The organism is Agrobacterium vitis (genome assembly GCF_037039395.1).
GTDB lineage: Bacteria > Pseudomonadota > Alphaproteobacteria > Rhizobiales > Rhizobiaceae > Allorhizobium > Allorhizobium vitis_E.
In genome coordinates this window covers 817,394-840,524 of record NZ_CP146244.1, presented here as the reverse complement: position 1 = coordinate 840,524, position 23,131 = coordinate 817,394, and the positions used below count along the sequence as shown (strand labels likewise).

15 protein-coding genes are annotated in these 23,131 nt (G+C 58.6%); 10 read left to right on the top strand and 5 right to left on the bottom strand.

The window, feature by feature from the left end; all coding sequences use genetic code 11:
- The first annotated feature begins 48 nt into the window (after positions 1–48).
- The 4 genes from V6582_RS25090 (at position 49) to V6582_RS25075 (ending at position 4,597) form a co-directional block, all read left to right on the top strand.
- Positions 49–801 carry an ABC transporter substrate-binding protein gene (locus tag V6582_RS25090; RefSeq protein WP_234889556.1) on the top strand — a complete coding sequence of 251 codons (753 nt, stop codon included), beginning with the start codon at positions 49–51 and terminating at the stop codon, positions 799–801.
- A gap of 79 nt (positions 802–880) precedes the next feature.
- Positions 881–2,404: an amino acid ABC transporter permease/ATP-binding protein gene (locus V6582_RS25085; RefSeq protein ID WP_156630101.1), complete on the top strand. Its 1,524-nt coding sequence runs from the start codon at positions 881–883 to the stop codon at positions 2,402–2,404.
- Between the two features lie 26 nt (positions 2,405–2,430).
- Positions 2,431–3,435, top strand: a complete 1,005-nt coding sequence (locus tag V6582_RS25080; protein WP_156630103.1) for a Gfo/Idh/MocA family protein — start codon at positions 2,431–2,433, stop codon at positions 3,433–3,435.
- Positions 3,436–3,475: 40 nt separating this feature from the next.
- Entirely contained in the window at positions 3,476–4,597 is a 1,122-nt protein-coding gene (locus V6582_RS25075; protein ID WP_156630105.1) for an NAD(P)/FAD-dependent oxidoreductase, read from the top strand.
- 198 nt (positions 4,598–4,795) lie between these two features.
- On the opposite strand, the gene V6582_RS25070 is transcribed toward V6582_RS25075, so the two are convergent.
- Together V6582_RS25070 and V6582_RS25065 are read right to left on the bottom strand one after the other, a co-directional pair.
- Entirely contained in the window at positions 4,796–5,689 is an 894-nt protein-coding gene (locus V6582_RS25070) for an NAD-dependent epimerase/dehydratase family protein (RefSeq protein WP_156630107.1), read from the bottom strand.
- An 86-nt stretch (positions 5,690–5,775) separates the two neighbouring features.
- Positions 5,776–8,712: a PAS domain-containing protein gene (locus tag V6582_RS25065; protein ID WP_197434261.1), complete on the bottom strand. Its 2,937-nt coding sequence runs from the start codon at positions 8,710–8,712 to the stop codon at positions 5,776–5,778.
- A 500-nt stretch (positions 8,713–9,212) separates the two neighbouring features.
- On the opposite strand from V6582_RS25065, the gene rsgA reads away from it, so the two are divergent.
- A complete protein-coding gene (rsgA, locus tag V6582_RS25060; RefSeq protein WP_234889542.1) occupies positions 9,213–10,238 on the top strand; it encodes a ribosome small subunit-dependent GTPase A in 1,026 nt (341 codons plus the stop codon).
- Between the two features lie 270 nt (positions 10,239–10,508).
- The gene (locus V6582_RS25055) at positions 10,509–10,673 is read left to right on the top strand and encodes a hypothetical protein (protein WP_197434023.1); all 165 of its coding nucleotides are present in this window, start codon (positions 10,509–10,511) and stop codon (positions 10,671–10,673) included.
- 93 nt (positions 10,674–10,766) lie between these two features.
- Here the strand turns inward: V6582_RS25055 and V6582_RS25050 are convergent, their stop codons facing one another.
- Together V6582_RS25050 and V6582_RS25045 are read right to left on the bottom strand one after the other, a co-directional pair.
- Positions 10,767–11,180, bottom strand: a complete 414-nt coding sequence (locus V6582_RS25050; protein ID WP_156630115.1) for a response regulator — start codon at positions 11,178–11,180, stop codon at positions 10,767–10,769.
- A 14-nt stretch (positions 11,181–11,194) separates the two neighbouring features.
- Positions 11,195–12,301, bottom strand: coding sequence for a PAS domain-containing protein (locus V6582_RS25045; protein WP_156630117.1), 1,107 nt, complete (start codon positions 12,299–12,301; stop codon positions 11,195–11,197).
- Between the two features lie 514 nt (positions 12,302–12,815).
- On the opposite strand from V6582_RS25045, the gene V6582_RS25040 reads away from it, so the two are divergent.
- Positions 12,816–14,849: a GAF domain-containing protein gene (locus V6582_RS25040; RefSeq protein WP_156630119.1), complete on the top strand. Its 2,034-nt coding sequence runs from the start codon at positions 12,816–12,818 to the stop codon at positions 14,847–14,849.
- A gap of 73 nt (positions 14,850–14,922) precedes the next feature.
- Here V6582_RS25040 and V6582_RS25035 read toward each other — a convergent pair whose 3' ends face one another.
- A complete protein-coding gene (locus V6582_RS25035; RefSeq protein ID WP_156630121.1) occupies positions 14,923–17,217 on the bottom strand; it encodes a cellulose synthase in 2,295 nt (764 codons plus the stop codon).
- Positions 17,218–17,380: 163 nt separating this feature from the next.
- On the opposite strand from V6582_RS25035, the gene bcsN reads away from it, so the two are divergent.
- The 3 genes from bcsN (at position 17,381) to V6582_RS25020 (ending at position 23,111) form a co-directional block, all read left to right on the top strand.
- The gene (bcsN, locus tag V6582_RS25030) at positions 17,381–18,451 is read left to right on the top strand and encodes a cellulose biosynthesis protein BcsN (RefSeq protein ID WP_156630123.1); all 1,071 of its coding nucleotides are present in this window, start codon (positions 17,381–17,383) and stop codon (positions 18,449–18,451) included.
- Positions 18,452–18,570: 119 nt separating this feature from the next.
- The gene (gene bcsA / locus V6582_RS25025) at positions 18,571–20,760 is read left to right on the top strand and encodes a UDP-forming cellulose synthase catalytic subunit (protein ID WP_156630126.1); all 2,190 of its coding nucleotides are present in this window, start codon (positions 18,571–18,573) and stop codon (positions 20,758–20,760) included.
- Positions 20,757–23,111: a cellulose biosynthesis cyclic di-GMP-binding regulatory protein BcsB gene (locus V6582_RS25020; protein WP_156630128.1), complete on the top strand. Its 2,355-nt coding sequence runs from the start codon at positions 20,757–20,759 to the stop codon at positions 23,109–23,111. Before bcsA ends, V6582_RS25020 begins: the two co-directional genes overlap by 4 nt.
- Positions 23,112–23,131: the final 20 nt, after the last annotated feature.

Genomic DNA, 23,131 nt, shown 5'->3' with positions numbered 1-23,131 from the left:
AAGGCGCGCGGCGCAGTCATCGCGGCGGCCCTTGCTTGTGCCGGATTGATGGCGCAGCAGGCCGTTGCCGCCGACAATCCTTATGGGTTGATTGACCCCAAGGTCATCAGTGTCGGCACCATGGGCGATTCCAAACCCTATACATTCATCACCTCCGATGGCCAATTTACCGGCTTTGACATCGAACTCTTTCTCAATGTGGCCGAACGCATGGGCTTCAAGAAAGATCAGGTTGTCTTTACCGGTCAGGAATTTTCTGCCCTGATGCCGTCCGTGGCCAATGGCCGGTTTGATGTGGCCGTCGCGGCCATTGGCACCACTGAGGCACGCAAGAAAACCGTTGATTTCTCCGATGGCTATCTGGCCGGTTATCTCTCGGTGCTGACACCGGATGCGAAAATCACCGATGCCGCCGGCTTGAAGGGCAAGCGCCTGGGCGTGGTGCAGGGCACGTTGCAGGAAATCTATGCGACCAAGAACTTCAAAGACACCGATCTCGTCAAATTCCCTGACAACAATTCCGCCGTCTCGGCCCTGAACAATGGCACGGTCGATGCGCATTTCCTCGATTATGAAGCCGCCAAAGACTACACGGATCGTTTCAAGGCGCTGAAAATTGCCGTCAACATTCCAAGCTTCGATGCGCCTGCCGGTTTCGTGATCCGCAAGGGCAATGATGGCCTGCGCGAGGCTTTCAACAAGAGCCTGCACGCCGCCATGCAGGACGGCACCTGGAAGAAGCTCTACGAAAAATGGTTCCCTGGCTCGCCGATGCCTGCCGAATATCTTCCCAAGCCCTGAATGCGGCTTCACCCGGTTGGCCATGAGCGCCAACCGGGTGGCTTTCGGGCAAATGATCATAATTGGGAAGGACTTTTGAATGGAATGGCTTGAAACACTGCGTCGCAGTTTTCTCGACTGGGACGCCATGGCCGAGGTCTTGCCTGCCATGATTACGGTCGGCTTGAAGAATACGCTTATCCTCGCATTCGCCTCCACCGTGATTGGCGTGGTGATCGGCATGATCCTCGCCATCATGGGTATCTCGCGCTCGCCCTGGCTGCGCATTCCGGCACGGCTTTATACCGACATCTTTCGCGGCCTGCCTGCGATTGTGACGATTTTGCTGATCGGTCAGGGCTTTGCCCGCATCGCCCGTGAAATCTGGGGACCATCGCCCTACCCGCTTGGTATTCTGGCGCTCAGCCTGATTGCCGGCGCCTATATTGGCGAAATCTTTCGCTCTGGCATTCAAAGTGTCGATCGCGGCCAGTTGGAAGCCTGCCGGGCGCTGAGCATGAGCTATGGCCAGGGCATGCGGCTGATCATTGTGCCGCAGGGCGTGCGCCGGGTGTTGCCAGCGCTGGTCAATCAGTTCATCGGCAATGTGAAGGATTCCAGCCTCGTCTATTTTCTCGGCCTTTTGGCGTCTGAGCGGGAGATTTTCCGCGTTGGGCAGGATCAGGCAGTGGTTACCGGAAATCTCTCGCCGCTGTTGCTGGCGGGCATGTTCTACCTCGTCATTACCGTACCACTGACCCATCTGGTCAACACCATCGATACACGGCTGCGGCTTGGTAAAAAGCCCGCGAGCGAAACCGTGAGCGGTCTTGCCGAGGTGAGCGAGCTGGCAAAGGCTGTTGACAATGCCAATGCACCTGCAAAGGAGATCACCTTTACCGGCGGCAGTCTGGATGTGCGTGGGCTGACCATGGCCTATGGTACGCTGGATGTGTTGAAGGGCGTTGACCTCACCGTCAAACCCGGCACCGTGACCTGCATCATTGGCCCGTCCGGCTCTGGCAAATCGACGCTGCTGCGCTGCCTCAACCGGTTGGTGGAGCCAAAGGGCGGCGATGTCCTGCTGGATGGAAGCAGCATTCTGGCGATGAAGCCCGAAAAACTGCGCCGCAAGGTCGGCATGGTGTTTCAGCATTTCAACCTGTTTCCCGACCACTCGGCGCTCGACAATGTGATGCTGTCGCTGACCAAGATCAAAGGCATGTCGCGGCAAGAAGCCGAACGGATCGCGCTGGCAAGATTGCGCGATGTCGGGCTGGAAAGCCGCAAACATCATCGTCCCGGTGGTTTGTCTGGCGGCCAACAGCAGCGCGTGGCTATTGCCCGGGCGCTGGCGATGGAGCCGGAAGTCATCCTGTTTGATGAAGTCACCTCGGCACTCGACCCCGAACTGGTCAAGGGCGTGCTGAACCTGATGGCCGATCTGGGCGAACGGGGCATGACCATGGTCGTCGTGACCCACGAAATGGGCTTTGCCCGCCGCGTCGCCGATCAGGTGATCTTCATGGACGAGGGCAAGGTAGTGGAAGCCGGTTCACCCGAAGCGATTTTTGACCATCCCCAAAGTGCGCGCTTGAAGCACTTTTTGGCGGAGGTTTTGTAAGTGATAAATAGAAGGCAGAAACAGCTATGAAAAAGCTCAGATGGGGTGTGCTGGGAGCCGCCAATATCGCCATCAAAGCCGTTATCCCGGCCATTCAAGCGGGAGAAACAGGTGTTGTTGCGGCGATTGCTTCGCGCTCTCTAGCGAAAGCGCAGAGCGTGGCGGCGGACCTTGGCATTGCCAAGGCCTATGGCAGCTATGAGGAATTGCTTGATGATCCCGATATTGATGCCATCTATAACCCGCTGCCAAACCACCTGCATATGCCGATGACGCTGGAGGCTATCCGGCACGGCAAGCCGGTGCTGTGCGAAAAGCCGATTGCGCTGACGGCGGAGGAAGCAGAGCAGATTGCGGATGCCTCCCGCACATCCGGCGTGCTGGTTGCCGAGGCCTTCATGGTGCGCCATCATCCGCAATGGCTGAAGGTGCGCGATCTGGTGAAAGCCGGGCGGATTGGCGAAGTGCGCGCCATCCAGACCATCTTCTCCTATTACCTCGATGACCCCGCCAATGTCCGAAACCAGAAAGATATTGGCGGCGGCGGGCTTTACGATGTTGGCTGTTATGCCATCAACACCGCCCGCTTTGTATTTGATGGTGAGCCGGAGCGGGTCATTGGCCTGTTTGATCAGGATGAAACATTCCAGACGGACAGAATGATGAGTGGCCTGGCGGAATTTTCCGCCAACCGCCACCTCACATTTACCTGCGCGACCCAGCTGTCCCTTTGCCAGAAGGTGACTGTGCTGGGTGCCAAAGGCCGCATCGAAATTGCCATTCCCTTCAACGCCCCAACGGATGCGCCAACCACCATCACCATCGATGATGGCCGCGACCTGACGGGCGGCGGGCGCGAGGTAATCGAGATCAGCGCCGCCAATCAATATGGCCTGCAATGCGACGCTTTTGCCCGTGCCGTGCTGGCGGGTGAGCCTTTGTTATCAGGACCGGGCGATGCGGTGGCCAATATGAAGGTCATCGATGCGTTTTTCCGCTCAAAGACAAGCAACGGTTGGGAACAGCCCTGAACCAATTCACATCATCATGATTGAAGACTGAGAGAAAACCATGTCGAAAAACAAGATATCAAGCGCTGTCATTATCGGCGGCGGCATTTTTGGAACATCCACGGCGGTGCAGCTTGTCCGCAAGGGTGTCAATGTCACCCTGATCAATGACGGACCTGTTGCCAATGGAGCGTCCGGGCGGTCCTTGTCCTGGCTCAACTCATCGCGGATGCGCTCTGATGCTTATCATCGCCTGCGCATGGCGGGCATCGATCGTTACCGCACCCTCGCCGAGCGCTTTCCGGGGGTCGATTGGCTGTCTTTCAAGGGCGGACTGACCTGGGATGCCGATGACGCCAGCAATGAAATCAATGCCGCCTATGACCATGAGGTCAAGCTAGCCTATGATGCCCTTCATCTGGCCGCAGACGAGGTCAAGGCTGTCACGCCAGGCGTCGATGCGGGCGCTGTGACACCGCAGGGAGCTATTTTCAACGCCGCCGAGGGCTGGGTGGATTTGCCTGCCCTGATCAAAATTCTCATCGAGGAATTTAGGGAGCGCGGCGGCACGCTGGTGACCGATGCCGGGGCAGCCAGCGTGATGATTGAAAACGGTCGCGCCGTTGGGGCCCGTACAGCCAATGGCACGGTTTTCCCTGCCGATGCAGTCCTGGTCGCAACCGGACCCTCCGTTCCCAAAATGGCCGCTGATGCAGGTCAGAAAATTGACGACGGTACGCCCATCTCGCTGTTGGTCACCACCAAGCCGGTCGATCTGGCGCTGAAAGCCGTGCTTAACACACCCCGCATCGCGATCCGCCCCGGCCCAGACAACAGCTTTGCATTGGATTCGGCATGGTCCGAGGAAGAAGTCGGCACTTTGGCGGATGGCAGCTATCAGGTGAAGCAGGAAACCCTGGATGGCCTGTTGGCGGAAGCCTCCAAAGTGCTGGAAGGCAATCCGAAGCTGGAACTGGCCAGCTATGGCGTCGGCCGCAAACCCATTCCCGGCGACGGTGAACCTGTTCTGGGCGAACTCAAAGCCATCCCCGGCTATTTCGTTGCCTTCAGCCATAGCGGCGCAACGCTGGGCCTGATTGTCGGCGAACTTCTCGCCCATGAAATCGCCAGTGGTGAACGCCACCCTATGCTGGCCACGTTCCGGCCTGAGCGCTTCGCCTGACCCGAACGTCACGCCGCCGGTACAAACCGGCGGCGGATGTCTTCGGCTGATTGTTTCGCAGTCTGTTCAAGAATTGCTGCTGGCCTGGCGAAAATGGTGATTTCGAGAACCGGAACGGAGCGTACTTAATGTACGTGAGTACCGGAAGCGCAGAAATTGCCATTTGCAGACGGCCAGCGGCGATTATTGGATAGACTGTCAGCGCTTCACGTATTTGCGCCAGGGATGCGCTTCCTTGAAGCCAAGCATCTCGCGGGCCTTTCGGTTGGAGATCGGCGCTTCATTCTCTTCCATCTCCCGTAGCACCGGAGTGTCGGGGCAGTATTTGGCAAGAAATTCACGGGTCGGCAGATCGGCGGTAATCGTGTCGTTGACGGCATTGAACACCTGGAAGCCAAGGCCGTCCTGTTCGACGCACAAATGGACGATTTCGCCGAGATCGCGAGCGTCGATATAGCTCCAGGCATTGCGCTTGCGCGACATGGGGTTGTCGAGATAGCCAGGGAAATTGGCGTAATCATGCGGCTCGATCACATTGCCAATCCGCAGCGCATAGATATCGGCATTGTAGCGCATGGCAAAAGCCCGCGCGGTCTTTTCATTGACCACCTTGGACAGGCCGTAGCTGTCCATCGGGTCGCTGTCATAGTCTTCTTCAAGCGGAAAGCTATGGAAATCCTTGTCGCCTTCGGCAAAACAGACGCCATAGGTCGTTTCGCTCGACGCAATAATCACCTTGCGCACGCCAAGCTTCATGGCCGCCTCGATGACATTATAAGTGCCGACGACATTGGCCGAAAAGGTCCGGTTGTCAGGTTCGATCATCACCCGGGGAATGGCGGCGAAATGCACGACGGCATCAGGCGCGGAAGGCGGGGCGCCGTGATCGTATCCGTCAAAACCAAAATGCGTCGTCAGCGCGTTGAAGACCTGGCCGCTATCGGTGATATCGGTGATCAGCGTATTGACGCCAGGGCAGTCGAGCGGCTTCAGATCAAGGTTGAGGATCGAATATCCCTTGGCTTGCAGATACGGAACGGCATGGCGTCCAGCCTTGCCGGTGCCGCCCGTAAAGACGATACGTTTGTTCATAATCTCTCTCCCTTATTTTCGGACGCGGATGTGTCCCACACAGATGTGTCAGGACAACGATCTCCCGGCGTGTTCGGCGCACATGTTTATGCGCTCGTCGCCGGTGCGGCAATGCAGGCCAGACGAACCGTGGAGACCAGTTGCTCGGCCCCATAGGGCTTGGTGAGCACACGCGCGTCCACTTCGTCGCGCACACAAGACGCATCGCCCGTGGCAAAGACAATGCCTGCCGCTGGCCGGATCTGCCTGGTTCTTGCGGCAAGATCCCGCCCCGACATGCCCGGAAGGTTGACATCCGTCACCAGCACGTCGATGGCCAGGGTTTCGAGCGCCGCCATTGCCTGTTCTGCGCTGCCGACATCGATCACCACGAAACCGGCATCCTGAAGAATTTCCGCCGTATCCATCCGGATCAGCGCGTCATCCTCAACCAGAAGAACCGTCAGCGGCGTGGTTATGTCAGGTTCGGCCACAGCCGGTTTCGGATCGGCGATCCTGCCTGTGAGGCGTTGACGCTGATTGGCTAGAACATGGCGGAATTTTCGCGCCAGCGCCTCTTTGGTATAGGGCTTGGACAATAGTTCGACACCCGCATCCAGCTTGCCGCCATGCACGATGGAATTCTCGGTATAGCCCGATGTGAACAGCACAGCGATATTGGGCAGGCGCTCGCGCGCCTTGCGGGCCAGTTCCGGGCTTTTCAGGGTACCCGGCATGATGACATCGGTAAACAGAATGTCGATGGGGATGCCGCTTTCGATCACGTTCAAAGCGCTGGCGGCGTCCACTGCCTTCAACACCCGGTAGCCGAGATCGGCCAGAAGCGCCACGACCGTTTCTCGAACGGCCTCGTCGTCCTCCACCACCAGCACGGTCTCGCTGCCGCCGGTAATCGGCCCGGTATCGACGGCGATTTCCACGTCTTCAGCCTGCATGGCGCGCGGCAGATAGAGCCGGATCGTCGTCCCCTGGCCGGGTTCCGAATAAATCTTCACATGGCCGCCCGACTGTTTGACAAAGCCATAGACCATGGACAGGCCAAGGCCGGAGCCCTTGCCTTCTGCCTTGGTGGAGAAAAACGGCTCGAACACCTTTTCGATGATCTCAGGCGCGATACCGCACCCGGTATCGCTGACCGCCAGCATGACATATTGACCGGCGGAGACCTCGTCATGGGTCATGGCGTAAGCGTCGTCCAGATGCACATTGGCAAGCTCGATGGTCAGCATGCCGACCCCATCCATGGCGTCGCGGGCATTGATGGCCAGATTGAGAAGGGCGTTTTCGATTTGTGCCGGATCGATGAACGTATTCCACAACTCCCCTGGAAATACCGTTTCCAGCTTGATTGCCTCACCGACGGCGCGCCGCAGCATGTCATCCATCGCCTGGATGAAGCGGCTGATATTGACGACCTTCGGCTCCAGCGCCTGACGCCGGCCAAAGGCCAGCAACTGGCTGGCAAGCTTTGAGCCGCGCGACACGCCAGCCATCGCATTGGCAACCCGGGTTTCGGCGCGCTCATTGCCCGCCACATCTTTCGACAACAGCTGAAGATTGCCGGAAATTACCTGCAACAGGTTGTTGAAATCATGGGCGACACCGCCGGTCAGCTTGCCGACCGTTTCCATTTTCTGCGCTTGTGCCAGCTTGGCCTCGGCCTGACGCCGTTCGCCTATTTCCGCAACGACGCGGGCTTCCAGCGTCTCATTCAGGTAGCGCAACTGCTCTTCGGCCAGTTCGCGGTAGCGCACCTGCCGCGCCAGGGTCTCGGCCTGCTGACGCAAGGTCGCTTCAGCGGCCCGCTGGTGGGTGATATCGGTATGAACGCCAACCCATTCGATAATTTCGCCCGCATTGTCCAGGAGCGGCAGCGCCCGGATGGCAAACTGGCGCCAGACGCCATCGGCCCGCCGGACACGGTGCTCATGGATAAACATGGCTTTGCTGTCGACTGCTGCCCGCCAGGCACCAATGGTGGCGGTAACATCGTCCGGATGGATGGCATCGGACCAGCCGTATCCCTGATATTCCGCCATGGACTGGCCGGTCAGCGCCGACCAGCCGGCCTGCTCCCCCTCCATTCGGCCATCGCGGCCATTGGTCCACAACACCCCATGAACAGCGTCCATGGCGGTGCGAAACCGGCGATTGCTGATGATCAGGGCCGCTTCGCGCCGCGCATGGTCCTGCATGTCGATGCACAGGATATGCACCCCGGGGATCGAGCCATCCGCCTCGACATGCGGGATATAGCGGATTTCCAGCCGATGTTCCGCGCCGTTGCGCAGGATGGTGGCTTGCGAGGTGAAGCTTTCTCCCGCCAGGCCACGCTCGATAGAGGATCGGCGGTTGGTATAGGACAAATCGCCAAGCAATTCGCGCACATGACGCCCGACCACGCGCTCGGGTGGAATGCCGAACCATTCTTGGTAGGTTGCATTGACGAAACGATAGATGTGATCCCTATCGACATAGGAAATCAGCATGGGCACGGCATCGGTGACCCGCCTCAGTTCCGCCTCCCGCTCGGCCAGCCGCCGCTCCATCGAAAGACGGGCACTGTTGTCGATAATCGTGCACATCACGCCGCCGACCTTGGCGTCAGCATCGTAAACCGGCGTGTAGAAAAGATCGAGAAACAGCTTTTCTGGTCCGTTAGGACGGTTCAGCACAATCGGCTGATCGCGATGCACCACCGTTTCGCCCCTGAACCCGGCTTCCAGAATACCACGGTTCCAGTCCCAGACTTCCGGGAAGGCGGTGGCGACAGGCATGCCGAGTGCTGTCGGGTGGCGATCTGCGGCAATCGCACTATAGGTATCGTTATAAATCATGATGTGGTCTTTTCCCCACATCAACACGGTCGCAACCGGGGAATTGACCACATTGGCGACCGTGGCCCGCAATTCTCCCGACCACGAACCCACCGGCCCAAGGCTGGAATCGCGCCAATCCCGCCCCCGGATCAGATCACCGCAATCACCGCCGCCTTTTGGCCATTCCACGTCTTGGCTACCCATCTCTTGCCTGCTCATACCTTGCTTGCCCATGGCAGGACCACGTTGCCCCATGGCAGGACCCCGTTGCGCAGCGTCTCAAGGGCCGCGCATACCATGTCGTTTGCGACGGCATAATCGCCAGACGCAAGGCTTGCATGGATAAAACCCTCGAGTTCGGGGGTGAGCGAAACGTTACGCAATTGACGACTGATCATGAGATTTCGTGACATGCTAAACTACCTCTGTCAATCAATGTCGTCCCCTCTGCTCAGGCTTTCTTCCACTGTCGTAAAGGAGGAGGAAATTTCGCTGTCAGCCATGGGATTTTATCGCAAAACCCGCTCCGGCTTCAGGAATTTTTGCGTTGGAATACTCCAGCATTTATTTGCTCTTCCCCCGGGTCCGACATCGCCTTATGTAATCGTCAGACAGCGTTGAGTGACCGGCACTCGCAGAGTGCCCGGCACTGGTTGATAGAAAGCAAGCAAGATGATCGTTCCAGCCCGTTGCGGTATCGCATTTTGACCGCCCCCTTGCTTGCAACGCTCGGCTGGTCGGAGTTTTTTGCAGATCAGATCGGCCCGGATGAAGCAGCACTGACGCCCTGGCGTATTGCCTCCGTTCACCGCGCCCGCGTCGAGGCGATCCATGCTGGCGGACACGGTGATCTCGGACTGCCTCATCACAGCAATACCGCCGATTTTGCGGTCGGAGACTGGGTGCTTGCCAATCCGGCAACCGGCGAATTTGTCCGCAGGCTGGAGCGCAAGACCGTCTTGCAGCGGCGCACAGAAGGCCGCAGCGGCCAGCAGCTTGCCGCCGCCAATGTCGATACGCTGTTTATCGTCACGTCCTGCAATGCCGATTTCAATCCGGCCCGGCTGGAGCGCTATCTTGTCATGGCCAATCAGTCCGGCGCCAATCCGGTGCTGGTTCTGACCAAGGCCGATACGGTTGACGACGCTCAAAAGTTCTTCGATGAGGCCGCCAGCCTGCAACGCGACCTGCCTGTGGTCACGGTCAATGCCCGAGCCCCGGATGCCGCAGCAGCGCTTGCGCCCTGGTGCGGCATCGGCCAGACGGTCGCCCTTGTCGGCTCGTCGGGGGTTGGAAAATCGACCCTGGTCAACACATTAGCCGGTCTCGAAACAGGGTCCGGTTTGGAAACGGGCCAGCCCCAGAAAACCGGCGGCATCCGCGAGCACGACGCCAAGGGACGACATACCACGACGGCGCGATCCCTGCATTCCATCAACGGCGGCGGCTGGGTCATCGACACGCCGGGAATTCGCACGCTCTATGTCAGCGACGTGACGGATGGGCTCGATACCTTGTTCAGCGAAATTACCGATCTTGCGCCACAGTGCCGGTTTCGCGACTGCACCCACGCCCATGAACCCGGCTGCGCCGTGCAGGCGGCCATTGCCAAGGGCGAATTGGCACCCGAACGCCTGGAGCGCTGGCGTATCCTGCTGACGGAAAGCCACAAGAGAACGCCGGTGACAACCGGACCACGTGGCAATAAAATCCCGCGCAAAGGAAAATAAGCCATTTCCGCGTGTCCGCGCCATGCGGAGATGCTCTATTCACCCGCTCAGACGCATCTAATACCAACGATCATTTTCAATGCCCCTTCGTATGAGCATTGAAATTCGCGCCATTCATCGCCATATAAAAACCATCCGGGCAAAATATCGACCATGACCGCCACACTGCCGGTCTCTCGGTCCACAGGCCCACATTCTCCATCTTCAGAATGTCACAAATTTCAACCCACACTCTGGCGCTGCGCCGGAGCAAGCAAGATCGGACCCATCATGGCTGACAAGAAAACCAACGATACAAGCGCTCAACAGCCTTACGAGCCTATTTCCTTTGCCAAGAAGCATCGGATATCGGTCGAGGATGCCCGCACCATCATTGAAAAGCACGGCGCCGACCGCAAGAATGCCGACAAGGAAGGCCGTCGCGTCAGCGTCTGATTCCAATCACGAGTCACCAAGACGCTGGAATTATGACATTGACATTTGGCCTGGCGACCTCAAACCCGCGACGCAGATTTGAGGTCGATGCCATCACCCGTGCTGGGTTTCCGGCGCCATCACCAGGCTCGGCGGGGCCTGCACGTTAGCCTCGCCACGCAACCGCTTGCCAATGTAATCAAGGGCGTTCTGCAAGCCATTCATGGTATAGGGCTTTTCAATAGCGCCCACGGCACCGACGAAATCTGGTGGTATCCGCCGAAGATTGCCCGTGACGAAAACATAGGGAATGCCGCGCTCCGTCAGATGCCGCCCAACTTCGATCCCGGTTGGCCCATCCAGCAGATGAACGTCGACAAAGGCGAAGTCCGGCTTTTTCCGGTCAATGATTTCAATGGCTTCGTCACGGCTCATCGCCTGTCCCACGACAGTGTGGCCAGCTGCCTCCACTTCCGCTTCAAGTTCGAGCGCAAGCAGGGCCTCGTCTTCGACGATCATGATTTCCAATTTTATGCTCCAGATCAGCTATCAACCATCAGGGTGACCCGCACGATGGTCTGGCGGCCCTCAATCTTCCGTTCAATTTTGGCGTCGACCTGCCGGATACAGGTTTCCAGCATCAGGCGACCGAAGTCGTCATCCTCGCTATTGACCGGCACAGGGTCGGTGGTATCGCGCACTTCGATAACGAAATGGCCGTTCGGCTGGTTGACGGTCAGGTGGATCTCGCCGCCGCCATCGCTCAGGCCGCGACGCACCGCATCGCCGATCAGCTCATTGACGATCAGCGCCAGCGGCGACGCTTTCACGGCGGGAACAAAAACGGGAGACAAATCCATGGTAATACGGATGTCGTCCCGCTTCAGCGCGTTGACAATGTCAATCACCAGCTCGCGGGCAAAATCCGCCACATCGAAACGCCCGACATCGCTGGAGGTAAACAGCTTTCGCTGCACGGTGCTCAGCGCTTCGACGCGGTTAAGCACAGAGCGCAAGGTATGGCGCACCGTATCGTCCCTGGTCATCCGCGCCTGCAACTTGACGATGGAGGCAATCGTCAGGAGATTGTTCTTGACGCGATGATCGACCTCATGGACGAGCGTGGTTTTGGCTTCCAGAGCATCGATAAGATCCTGCGTGCGCTGGGCGACCGCTGCTTCCGCCTGCGATTTTGCCGAGGCCAGTTGCACTTCCTTGCTTTTGACATCGGTAAAATCGAGTTGCGAGGCAAAGAAATAGATCACTTCGCCCCCGCTATCGCGCACCGGGCTGATGAACAATGCGTTCCAGAAGGTCGTGCCGTCCTTACGGTAGTTCAGAATATTGACCGATACGTCCCGCTCGGCCTCGATCGCCTTGCGGATCTGCGACACAGCTTTCGGGTCACTGTCAGGGCCTTGCAGGAAGCGGCAATTTTTGCCGACAAGATCATCGGCCCCATAGCCCGTCAGCTCGCAAAAAGCATTGTTGGCAAAAATGATCGGATTATCGTCCTGCCTGGGATCGGTAATGATCATCGGCATCCGGGTCGCCTTGAAGGCGGCGGCAAATGGATCTTCCGATGCATGCTCTGCCAGAAGTCTGCGCCCGGCGGCCTCGGCACCGCGTCTAGCTGAGCTGTCCGTCATAAAACTTCCTGTTATTGTTAGAGACTGTCAGGTTGGAATTAAACCTGACAGTCTCTAACTTCTTTTGTATTCGTTTGTCTTTTCGGGAAAACCGGGTTCCACTTTCCCCTTACAAACTCCAGGAACGCGAAACGACAAGAAATCCCATATGTTCCACCGGTTGAAAATAAAATTTCCGTCATAATGACGTGCAAAGCATCACAATAGGACCTGCGTTTCCAATCTTGCAAATGCTGGAAAATATGCCCAGATAAAGCCCCGACAAATAATGAATCGCCAGGACAACGGGCAACCGTCATGGAAAGTTTACCCTCTCCGCATATTCACGTCCTGCTTTCCCCGCGGATGGCGCCATCTGGATGGCCCTTGCATGGCCCTCTCGGATGGCACGGACAAAAATTTCGCGGCAATCAATATGTCGAGGATGTGAACGCATCTTCGACTTAAAGAATGCAACCCTCACGGCAAATCCCGCCTGGTCCAGAATTTGAGCCGGCACGACAGAACAAGATCCATGCGCCAATCATTAAACGACGATCAAGCTGAGCAGCGGGAGAGACGGCGCCTTGAGGCGCTCAGGGCCTATGACGTGCTTGACACGCCGCGCGAGAAGGATTTTGACGATATTGCCGCCCTCGCCTCGCGGATCTGCGCGACGCCAATCGCCGTCGTCAACCTGATCGATGACAGCAGGCAATTCTTCAAGGCGGAAGTTGGCCTTGGCGTGCGCGAGACACCCTTCGACAGCTCTTTCTGCGCCAAGGCTATCCTGGAAGGCGACTTCCTGATGATACCGGATGCAAGTCAGGATAGCCGGTTCAATCGCAATCCGCTGGTCATGGGCGAACCCCATCTGCGGTTTTATGCGGGAGCCGTCCTGAAAACCGCTGATAATTTACCCATAGGCACCGTCTGCGTGCTGGGCTTCAAACCCATGCAGCTGGATGAGCTTCAGCAGGACACGTTGAAGGTTCTGGCCCGACAGGTGATGGTGCAGCTGGAATTACGCAAGGCGCTGAAGGAAAAGGCCCGCGAGGCGGAAGTGCAACGCCGCTTGAGCGAGCGCAGGCTGGCCCGCGTCACGGCCATGGAACAACAGGACGAGCGCTCGCGAAGCGCTCAAGCCGCCGGACGGGTCGGCACGTTCGAATTGGACATCGCCACCAATACAATGACGGTTTCCAGCGAGTTCTGCCGGGTCTTCGGCATTCCCGTGCAGACGTCCTATCCCGCTTCGGAGATTGAAGATCTGGTGCATGAGGACGATCGTGGCCTGCGTTCGAACCCGGTCACCCGGCGAGAAGGTTCGGCCAGTCCTGACGTCGATTATCGGATCATCCGCGCCGACGATGAAGAGTTGCGCTGGATTTCGCGGCGGGCACGCTTCGTTCACAACGAAGCAGGCGAAATCACCCGCATGGTCGGCGTGGTCTTCGACACCACCGATGCCAAGCTGAAAGAAGCGAAAAAGGCTGCATTGTTAAAGCTGGGGGACGAACTTCGCGCCGCCAGCACGGTGGAAGAGATCACCCAAAGCGCCGCCGCCATCCTGTCGGACGGTCTCGGCGTTGCCCGCGCGGGCTACGCCGTGGTGGACAGGACGGACAATAGCTTTGCCGTCGCCTTCGACTGGACATCCCATGGCACGGTCTCGCTGGCGGGGCGCCATTCTCTGGAACGGTTTTCAGAAACGATTGAACATCTGTGCAAGGGAGAGACGTTGTCGATCCCCAACGTCGCCTCAAGCAAACGGCTGATGACAGAAAAGGACGCCTATGCCTCTATCGGGGTTTCCTCACTGATCAAGGTACCGATCCTCAAAGGCGGAAGCCTGGTCGGCATTCTCTTTGCCCATGACGACAAACCCAGGACATGGAGCCAGGACGAACTGGACTTTACACGCGGCATTGCCGACCGAACCTACGCAGCCCTTGCCAAGGTTCAGGCCGAGGAAGAGCAGGAACTTCTCAACCACGAACTGAGCCACCGGCTGAAAAATACCCTGGCCATGGTACAGGCCATTGCCGGGCAGACATTGAAGGACGTTACGGAAAAGGAAGCCGTCAACGCTTTCCTGGCCCGTCTGCATGCCCTGGGCGCCGCCCATGACGTTCTTCTGAGGCAAAACTGGTCGGCGGCGAAAATGCGCGATGTGATCGAAAAGGTGCTGGCATTGCATGCCGATGGCGACCGAATTTACGTGGATGGTCCCGATCTGGCGCTTGGTCCGAAGGCCGGTCTGTCGCTATCTCTGCTGCTGCACGAACTGGCGACCAATGCCCTCAAATACGGCGCGCTTTCCAATAATAGCGGTCGTGTCTCGATCAAATGGTGGATCGCCGACAACGACGCTATTCCGACCCTGTCGATGACATGGACGGAAAGCGGCGGGCCGTCCGTGAGCGAACCGACTCGCAAGGGCTTCGGCTCCCGCCTGATCCGCATGGGACTGGCTGGAACAGGCAACGCCCATAAGGACTATCGGCCCTCCGGCCTGACGGCAACCTTCCATGCTCCGCTCACCACAATCCAGGAAACCGGAGACTAAATTTATCAGGTTCAGATTGAACCTACGGTATTGGACATAAGCGTTTTCAGGCATGGCTTACCCAATCCTGATATCAGCCATGCGGTTCGCCGGGATCGTTGGCGCGGATATCGGCCAAGGCCTTGAGAGCGGATGTATTGCCGATATCCGATAGCGTTTCAAAAATCTGGCGCGCCTCACCGACATAACCGAGCTTCTGATAGGCATAGCCCCGCAGCAAAAGCAGATCCTGCGGTTCCGCCATCAGACGGGCACGCTGGTCGAGTGCGATCAGCGCCTCACGGGCCCGGCCAAGCTGGAACGCGCCCACGGCCCGGTCGGCCAGGATCGCCAATTGCAGCTCACGCGCCCGCTCCTTGCCAAGCGGCACGGACGCGGCGGCAGCGGCGGCTTTATCGGTCAATTTCAACCGCAGCAGCGCCAGGCTTTTGCCATAGGCGGCATCCTGGCGAAGCGGCAGGTCGCCGCCGCTGAATGCCCTGTCGAAAGCCTCGACCGCCTCCATCGGACGCTTGAGATCCATCAGGCACCAGCCGCGCATCAAAGCCTCCGGCGGCGACAATTGCCCGGCAGGAAGGGTCGAAGAGCAGCCAGACCGTCTGGTGCCTGCTGCCCCGGTATCTTGCTGCAAGGCAACCATGGTGGTCGACCTTGAGCGTGTCTGGCTGACAGCCCCGGACGTGGAACTTCCCGTCTCGCCAACAGCAGGGCGATCGGCAGACCGCACAGCTTGTCTTTCCGCAAGCCGGTCTCTGGATGGCCTGATTTCGCCAACTGCGGCGATCCGGTCGGACTGGCCGGCCCATTTGGCCTTGATCTGCGCCACGCCGGTCTTGTCGCCCAGAGTGTCGAGGGACAGGGCCAGCCCGTAGGCCGCGGGTTCGTAGGTAGCATCCCAGGACAAAACCAGCCGAAACCAGTCTGCCGCCGTCGACATTTGTTGCAGCGCTCTCGCATACCAGCCGAACTGCTCGGCTGCCGCCGAATTGCGGGCTGCAATGACCACCGGCGCCATACGGGACAGCACGCCATTATCGATAACCTTTGGCGGGTCCTGCGACAGCAATGCGGCAACCGCCGAAAGATAAACAGCCCGCGCCTGCTGATCGGTGCCGTAAAAGCGGAACATGGTCTTTTCCGCCTCGCCCGGCGTGCCAAGCGCCACCTGCGTCAGGGCCAACCCCTGGGCTGCCGAAGCATTTGGCTCTTTTGCGTAGGAACGGTCAAACCACTCCTTGGCGGTGGCCATGTCGTTGCGGCGGTAATGATACCAGCCGAGCAGCAGGGCATCGCTGGCCTTGCCTTCGCGTTCGGCAGCCTTTTCCAATCGCTCCAGCTCAGCGCCCGGCACGGCAATCCCGGCATCCTGCCCGGCACGCGCCACGATCTGACGGGCGATATCGTCACGAATGCCATCGAATTCCGGTTGTCCGTCAGCACTGGGTTGTTCGAGCTTCAGGAGGTCTTCGAGCAGAGCGGGCTGCAACAGAGTGCTTGCCTTCTGCATGGATGCCAGCCGCAATTGTGGGGTCCGGCAGGTTTTCAGCACATAGGCATAGACATCGCGGGCGCGTTCCGGCTTGCTCGTCCTGGCGAAAGCCTCGGCAACACGCCACAAAACATCGACCTCCGTACAGGTCAGCAGTTCCGGCGCTCCAGAGGCCAGGGAAATAACACTGTCATAACGCTTGTCATCGGATGCCTTGACCAGGCTTTGGCGGGCCTCGGCGAGCCTCAGGCTTCCCAGCAATTCCTCCGGTGGCATCCAACCGGGTTCACTCTGCTGGCGCCCGGCAATGGCTTTGCGCACCTCGTCATAGCGGCCGTCGGCATAGTTCTGCCAGAGAGACTGGACGAAACTATCGACCCCGGTTGTGATGGACATGGGATTTTCCGGCGGCTGCCAGCCGGGATAAAGCATGCGCAGGCGAGAAATCTCAGCCTGCAAGCGAACGGTATCACCACGGGCAGCAAAATAACGCAGCGCACTTTCGTCAACCGAGGGGCGGTTGGCATCGACCGATGGACGGCTGGTTTCTCCAGACCCTCCACCCTCGGCTGGCCTTGCCGGCGCGGCAGACGGTTCCCCGGCAACAGGGGAAAGCGGCGAACTGGCGCGGGTGGGCGCTGACTGGTCGGGCGCGGGCGCTTCTGTCAGCAATTGCACGGGCATGGTCCGCGGCGCGGGCAGGCGCTCGGACTTTCCAGCCTGCACCGGCTCGCCAGCCTCCTCGCCCTCGCGGACATCCTGGCCAGAGGCCTGCGAATTTTTCGAAACAGTCGCAAGATCCTCATGGCCCGGAAGAATCCCCACGGCACCCACGGCTCCGGCCGCAATCGCTATAAGCGCTATGAGTGATGTACGCATGAGAACTCCGTCCGCATTATCGGCCGAAATGCAAAGCCAATAAGTTTTGACTTTTAACCGTTAGAGTAAATAAATGGTTTATTTTAATGCGATCGGGAGGGAAGTCCCGCACTTTGAAAGGTTTTAAATTTCGTCAGTGCAATTTCTGGCGTAAGACGAGTCCATGATTCTAGACCGACCGATTCTAGCGGGACTGGTGCGGAGCACCCTCTGCTCGTCCGCTCTTGTTCTTATGGCCTTTTTGTCTGCCTGTGCCGGCAATCCGGTGCGGCTGAACGACGAAACGCGGGCGCTCTCCGCCGACCAGGCCATGCTTTTACCGCCGCCGGGCGATTTCTCCATCGTCGGCGTCACGCAAAAGCGCTTCAGCAATGCGGTGCAGCAGGAAATTGCCCTGTCGACCAATTCGACGGTTCCGGGACAAAATGTCGTGCAAGTGCGGTTTTACGGAACGGAAAATCCCAATCGCTACGGCGACAACGCCCTCTCCTCGGCCTCATTGACCGACGCCCGGATCAATTCGGAAATGCGCGGCACCCTGCCGGGCCTCGCCATGACCCGTGCGCCTTACGTGGTGCAGAATGATTTCGGGCCTTTCGGCTATGCGGTGGGCCGCTCCAGCGGCAATGATCTCTGCCTTTATGCCTGGCAGCAATTGCGCGCCCGGCAGGGCCACCGTGGTCCCTTCGTCGATGGCGGAACCATTCAGATCCGCATGCGCCTTTGTGACAGGCAGGCAAGCGAACAACAGCTTCTATCGCTGATGTATGGCTTTACCCTTGCTGGCACCGTCGACAGCCCTGGCTGGAACCCTTACGGCGGCCCTCCCCCGCTCGACGCCCGCCTGGGCGCTAGCAGCGCTCCTATCTATCCTCCGGCCACGCCCATTCTGCCGGTCCCGGCGGCCTCAGCTGTCACTCCGGCTCAACTTTCGACCGATCGCCGCACGCCGCGTCCGGCCCAGACAAATGCGGCGACATCACAGTCCGCCGCTCCTGGTTCGGTGACATCCAATCCCCGGCCATTGCCGGCGGGTACACAAGGCACGATCGTTCCGTCACCCGGCCAGATCGGTGGCGCTCATCCAGCGGTGCCTTCGCCACCCAGATCGGGCGCGACAAGCCCGTTGCCGTCCACGCAGGCCATAAGACCCGGTTCTACCGTACCATCGCCCGCCTGCATTGGCGCAACTTCGGCCCAATCTGGAGCGACCCAAGCTGGACAATGCCCATGAACTGGATTGCGCCCATGAACCGGATAGCGTCCATGAGCTTGGTAGCCCAAAGCGAAAAATCCGCTGCATCGCTTTGGCCGCAACGCCTCCCCTTTGACCGGGATTTCAAGGATTAGACAATGGTGTTTTTAGTCCGCTTCCTGCTCTGGCTGATCTGCGCGGCGGCGATGCTGGCCCTGACATTTCTGCCCATCGACACCCGAACGCAGCTGGTGACGACATTCATCATTCTCATCATCGTTTCGGTGATGAGAATGATGCGGATCGAAGGACGCGGCCGCATTGTTTTTCTGTCGCTCTCGACAGCCATTGTGCTTCGTTATGTCTATTGGCGCACCAGCAGTACCTTGCCGCCGGTCAACCAGCTTGAAAATTTCATCCCCGGCCTGCTTGTCTATCTGGCAGAGATGTACAGCGTCCTGATGCTGTTTCTCAGCCTGTTCGTGGTGTCCATGCCGCTACCGCCGCGCAAGCCTTTTCGCACGCTTGCCGCTGAAGAACTGCCAATCGTCGATATCTTCGTGCCAAGCTATAACGAAGACGAAGCCTTGCTGGCCAATACGCTGGCTGCGGCCCGCAATCTCGATTATCCGACTGAAAAATTCACCGTTTGGCTGCTGGATGACGGTTCGACGGAGCAGAAGCGTCAATCCACCGACCTGCTGGCAGCAAAATTCGCCGAGCAGCGTTATCATGCGCTCCAGGCGCTCTGTAGCCAGCTTGGCGTGCGCTATCTGACACGCGAGCGCAACGAGCATGCAAAGGCTGGCAATCTCAACAATGGCCTCGACCATTCCAGCGGAGAACTGATCGCCGTTTTCGACGCCGACCACGCTCCGGCCCGCAGCTTTCTGAAGGAAACCGTCGGCTATTTCGGGGATGACCCGCGTCTTTTCCTGGTCCAGACGCCGCATTTCTTCATCAACCCGGACCCGGTCGAGCGGAACCTCAATACGTTCAACAAGATGCCGAGCGAGAACGAAATGTTCTACGGCATTATCCAGCGCGGCCTCGACAAATGGAACGCGGCATTTTTCTGCGGATCAGCCGCCGTGCTGCGCCGCGAAGCGCTGCTTGAAACCAAAGGCTTCAGCGGACTTTCGATCACAGAGGATTGCGAAACCGCGCTTGAACTGCATTCGCGCGGCTGGAACAGTGTTTTCGTCGACATGCCACTGATCGCCGGGCTGCAACCGGCCACCTTTGCCAGCTTTATCGGCCAGCGCAGCCGCTGGGCTCAGGGCATGATGCAGATCATGCGGTTCCGTTTTCCGCCACTCAAGCGCGGCCTGACCCTGCCGCAGCGGCTCTGCTACATGTCATCAACGATGTTCTGGCTGTTTCCCTTTCCCCGGGCAATCTTCCTGATGGCGCCGCTGTTCTATCTGTTTTTCGATCTACAGATTTTCATGGGCTCGGGTGGTGAGTTCATGGCCTATACGCTGTCCTATATGCTCGTGAACCTGATGGTTCAGAACTACCTCTATGGTTCCTTCCGCTGGCCATGGATTTCAGAGCTTTACGAATATGTGCAATCGATCCATCTGCTGCCAGCGATCCTCTCTGTAATGTGGGACCCACGGCGACCGACCTTCAAGGTCACCGCCAAGGATGAAAGCGTGACGGAAAGCCGTCTGTCGGAAATCAGCCGGCCGTTTTTCCTGATCTTCTTCATCCTGCTGATCGCCTTTGCGGTAACGGTCTACAGGCTTTACAGCGATCCCTATCGGTTTGACGTGACATTGGTGGTCGGTGGCTGGAACCTGGTCAATCTGATCATGGCCGGATGCGCCCTGGGCGTGGTCTCGGAGCGGGGAGAGCGGCAGTCGTCGCGTCGTGTGCAGGTCAGCCGGCGCTGCGAGTTTTCCGTGGGTGGAAAAACCTATCCGGCAATGATCGACGATGTCTCGGTCAATGGTGCCAGCCTGCAAATTTTCACCCGCGACCGCGAAATCTTCAAACGGGACATTTTGGGCGCGGTGACCTTTCAACCGCATGGCACGACGGAATGTGCCGAACTGCCGGTCAATATCCGTCATTTCCAGTTCAATGGCGATATCGTCTCGATTGGCTGCCGCTATCTACCGGAAACCGTGCGCCACCATGAATTCATCGCCGATCTGATCTTTGCCAATGCCCAACAGTGGAGCCTGTTTCAACAGTCGCGGCGCCACAACCCTGGCCTTTTGGGTGGAGCCTGGATGTTCCTGCGCCTGTCCCTGACGCAGACACTGCGTGGCTTGCATTATCTGCTTCTGCTGTTGTTTTCGAAGACCAAAACCGATGCAAAGCAGGAGGGCAAACAGTGAAAACAGCTTTTGCCCTGATTTTGATGCTACTGACCGGCGCTGGGGCAGCCCTTGCCCAGATGACACCTTTCGACATGAGCCCGGAACGCAATGAAATGCCCGGCACGCTCGCACCCAGCTTGCCCGCGACCAGGCCGCCCGTCCCCGCCATCAATACGCCGATCCCTGGCATTCCCCTGTCCAATCGCCCGGTACAACAGCAAAGAGAGAGCCTGTCACGCCGTTACCTGCTGACGGCACCGGTTCTCAAACTGCAAGGCGAACTGGCCCGGCAAGCGATGTCGATTTATCTGACACCGGAACAAGCCTCTGCCGAGGCAAAGCTGGTGCTAAGCTATAGCAACGCGCTGGTGGTTGCGCCGGAAGCCTCCAACCTTCTTATCACTATCAATGACACACCGGTTCTAAACCTGCCGATCAGAGGTGGCCAGTCTACCCAGCAAAACACGATTTCCGTGCCGCCAGGCGTTCTTGTTCCGGGCTTCAACCGGATCGGTTTTGCCGCAGAGCAAAGGCACCGCACCGATTGCACCATCCAATCCACCTATGAATTGTGGACGCAGCTCGATGCGGCAAAAACCTATCTGACATTTGCGGACCCTGACGCCAACGGCATGAAACGTCTCGACGATGTGCGCGCACTTGGTGTCGACGAAAAAGGCCGCAGTCATTTCACCATTGTTTCACCGGATTTCGAACAGCCATCCGCCACTCCCGCTTTGCTCCAACTGGCCCAAGGCCTGTCATTGTTGAGCGGTGTGGCCAATGGCTCCTTCAGCTTCACGAAAACCATGCCAGCACGACCTGCCCCCGGCGAGCTTGTGGTCGTGGCGGCCACCACATCGCAAATGGCGGGCCTGATCGGCATCAACAATGCCGTAAACGCTGATACCAGAAAGCTGAACGGCACGATGGCTGGCTTCATGGCGCTTCCTGGCCGGCCAGGCGTGTCGGTCCTCGCCTTCAGCGGCCCGGATTGGCGCGACATCAAGGCGATTGCCGATAACTTTGTCCAGTTCGCGCAAGACGGCGAGCGGCGGATGTTGAAGACCTCGGCCTGGCGCGGTGTCGATACACCTATTCTGGACAAGGCCGGGGCGCTGTCCTTTGCCGCGCTCGGTCTTCCCGACCAGGAATTTTCAGGTCGCCGCTTTTCCACAGATTTCACGGTGGGCATGCCAGCCGATTTCTACGCCAACCATTATGGGACCGCGACCATATTGCTGGACGCCGCCTATTCGAGCAAGGTCTTGCCGGGTAGCCAGATCGTGGTGACGGTGAACGGTCATCTGGCGACCACCGTTCCGATCACAGCCAAGGGAGGTGCGGTTCTCCGCCACTATCCGATCCGCGTTACCCTGCGCCATTTTCATCCGGGCGTGAATGTCATCGGGCTGGAAGCCGTGATGATGACCCAGGAAGACAGCGTCTGCGCACCGGGTGAGACAGCGGACAAAACGGCGCGGTTTGCCTTGTTCGGCTCCTCGCAATTCGTCATGCCGCCGATCGCGCATCTGACCCAGGCCCCCGATCTCGCCGCAACGGCGGCTCTCGGCTTTCCCTTTGCGGCGGCAAAGACCCCGACAATGGTTGTTTTGGGCCGGAATGACGATGTGACGCTGGCCGCCGCCGCAACCGTGCTTGGCAAATTTGCCGCATCGGCCCGCCACACCCTTGCTCTCGAAATGGCGTCATCGCCCCCGCGGTTTTCCGGTCGCAATGCGATTTTCATCGGGGCGGCACCGGACCTTCCACCCCAGGCTCTTGCCAATGTACAGCTGAAAGCCAGGGGTGCCGGAGATGGCGATCTTAGCACTGACGTCAAGCTCAAATCCTGGCGCGACAAAATCGATGCGGGAACGGTGATGGAATTTTTTTCCAACGTCGACACCTGGATGAAAGAAACCTTCGATCTCAATCTGGCGACCGTCAGTCTTTGGCCGAGCGCCGAGGCCGCCTATACATTGCCCCAGGCATCCAGTGCATTTCTGTCTCAATCCGTCGATGCCGACGGTGCTATCCTGACGACATTCAGCGCTCCTGATCGCACATTGTTACAAACCGGCGCCGTTGATATCGCCGATCTTCGCAATTGGACCGCGATTTCGGGCCGCGTCAGCGTTTACGACGCCAGGAAACAGGAGATCGTCGTCAATGAGCCGACCAGTGTCAGCCTGTTGTCGATGCAGCCCTTGAGCATCAGCAATATGCGATTGGTCGCGGCAAACTGGCTCTCCGGCAATTTCGTGATCTATGCGGGCGGGCTCGTCCTGTGCGCGATCCTGCTGGGACTTGCCACCAATGCATTGATGGCGCTGCTGGGGCGCGGCCATGGCCCAGACAAGAGTTAAGCTTTTCCGCAATTGGTTGT

Excerpts from the sequence above, each read along its gene's own strand:
- V6582_RS25040 (WP_156630119.1), top strand. The coding sequence starts at position 12,816 with ATGCGCCAATCATTAAACGACGATCAAGCTGAGCAGCGGGAGAGACGG.
- V6582_RS25080 (WP_156630103.1), top strand. The coding sequence starts at position 2,431 with ATGAAAAAGCTCAGATGGGGTGTGCTGGGAGCCGCCAATATCGCCATC.
- V6582_RS25045 (WP_156630117.1), bottom strand. The coding sequence starts at position 12,301 with ATGACGGACAGCTCAGCTAGACGCGGTGCCGAGGCCGCCGGGCGCAGA.
- V6582_RS25035 (WP_156630121.1), bottom strand. The coding sequence starts at position 17,217 with ATGCGTACATCACTCATAGCGCTTATAGCGATTGCGGCCGGAGCCGTG.
- V6582_RS25090 (WP_234889556.1), top strand. The coding sequence starts at position 49 with ATGGCGCAGCAGGCCGTTGCCGCCGACAATCCTTATGGGTTGATTGAC.
- bcsA (WP_156630126.1), top strand. The coding sequence starts at position 18,571 with ATGGTGTTTTTAGTCCGCTTCCTGCTCTGGCTGATCTGCGCGGCGGCG.
- V6582_RS25055 (WP_197434023.1), top strand. The coding sequence starts at position 10,509 with ATGGCTGACAAGAAAACCAACGATACAAGCGCTCAACAGCCTTACGAG.
- bcsN (WP_156630123.1), top strand. The coding sequence starts at position 17,381 with ATGATTCTAGACCGACCGATTCTAGCGGGACTGGTGCGGAGCACCCTC.
- V6582_RS25065 (WP_197434261.1), bottom strand. The coding sequence starts at position 8,712 with ATGGGTAGCCAAGACGTGGAATGGCCAAAAGGCGGCGGTGATTGCGGT.
- V6582_RS25075 (WP_156630105.1), top strand. The coding sequence starts at position 3,476 with ATGTCGAAAAACAAGATATCAAGCGCTGTCATTATCGGCGGCGGCATT.
- V6582_RS25070 (WP_156630107.1), bottom strand. The coding sequence starts at position 5,689 with ATGAACAAACGTATCGTCTTTACGGGCGGCACCGGCAAGGCTGGACGC.
- V6582_RS25085 (WP_156630101.1), top strand. The coding sequence starts at position 881 with ATGGAATGGCTTGAAACACTGCGTCGCAGTTTTCTCGACTGGGACGCC.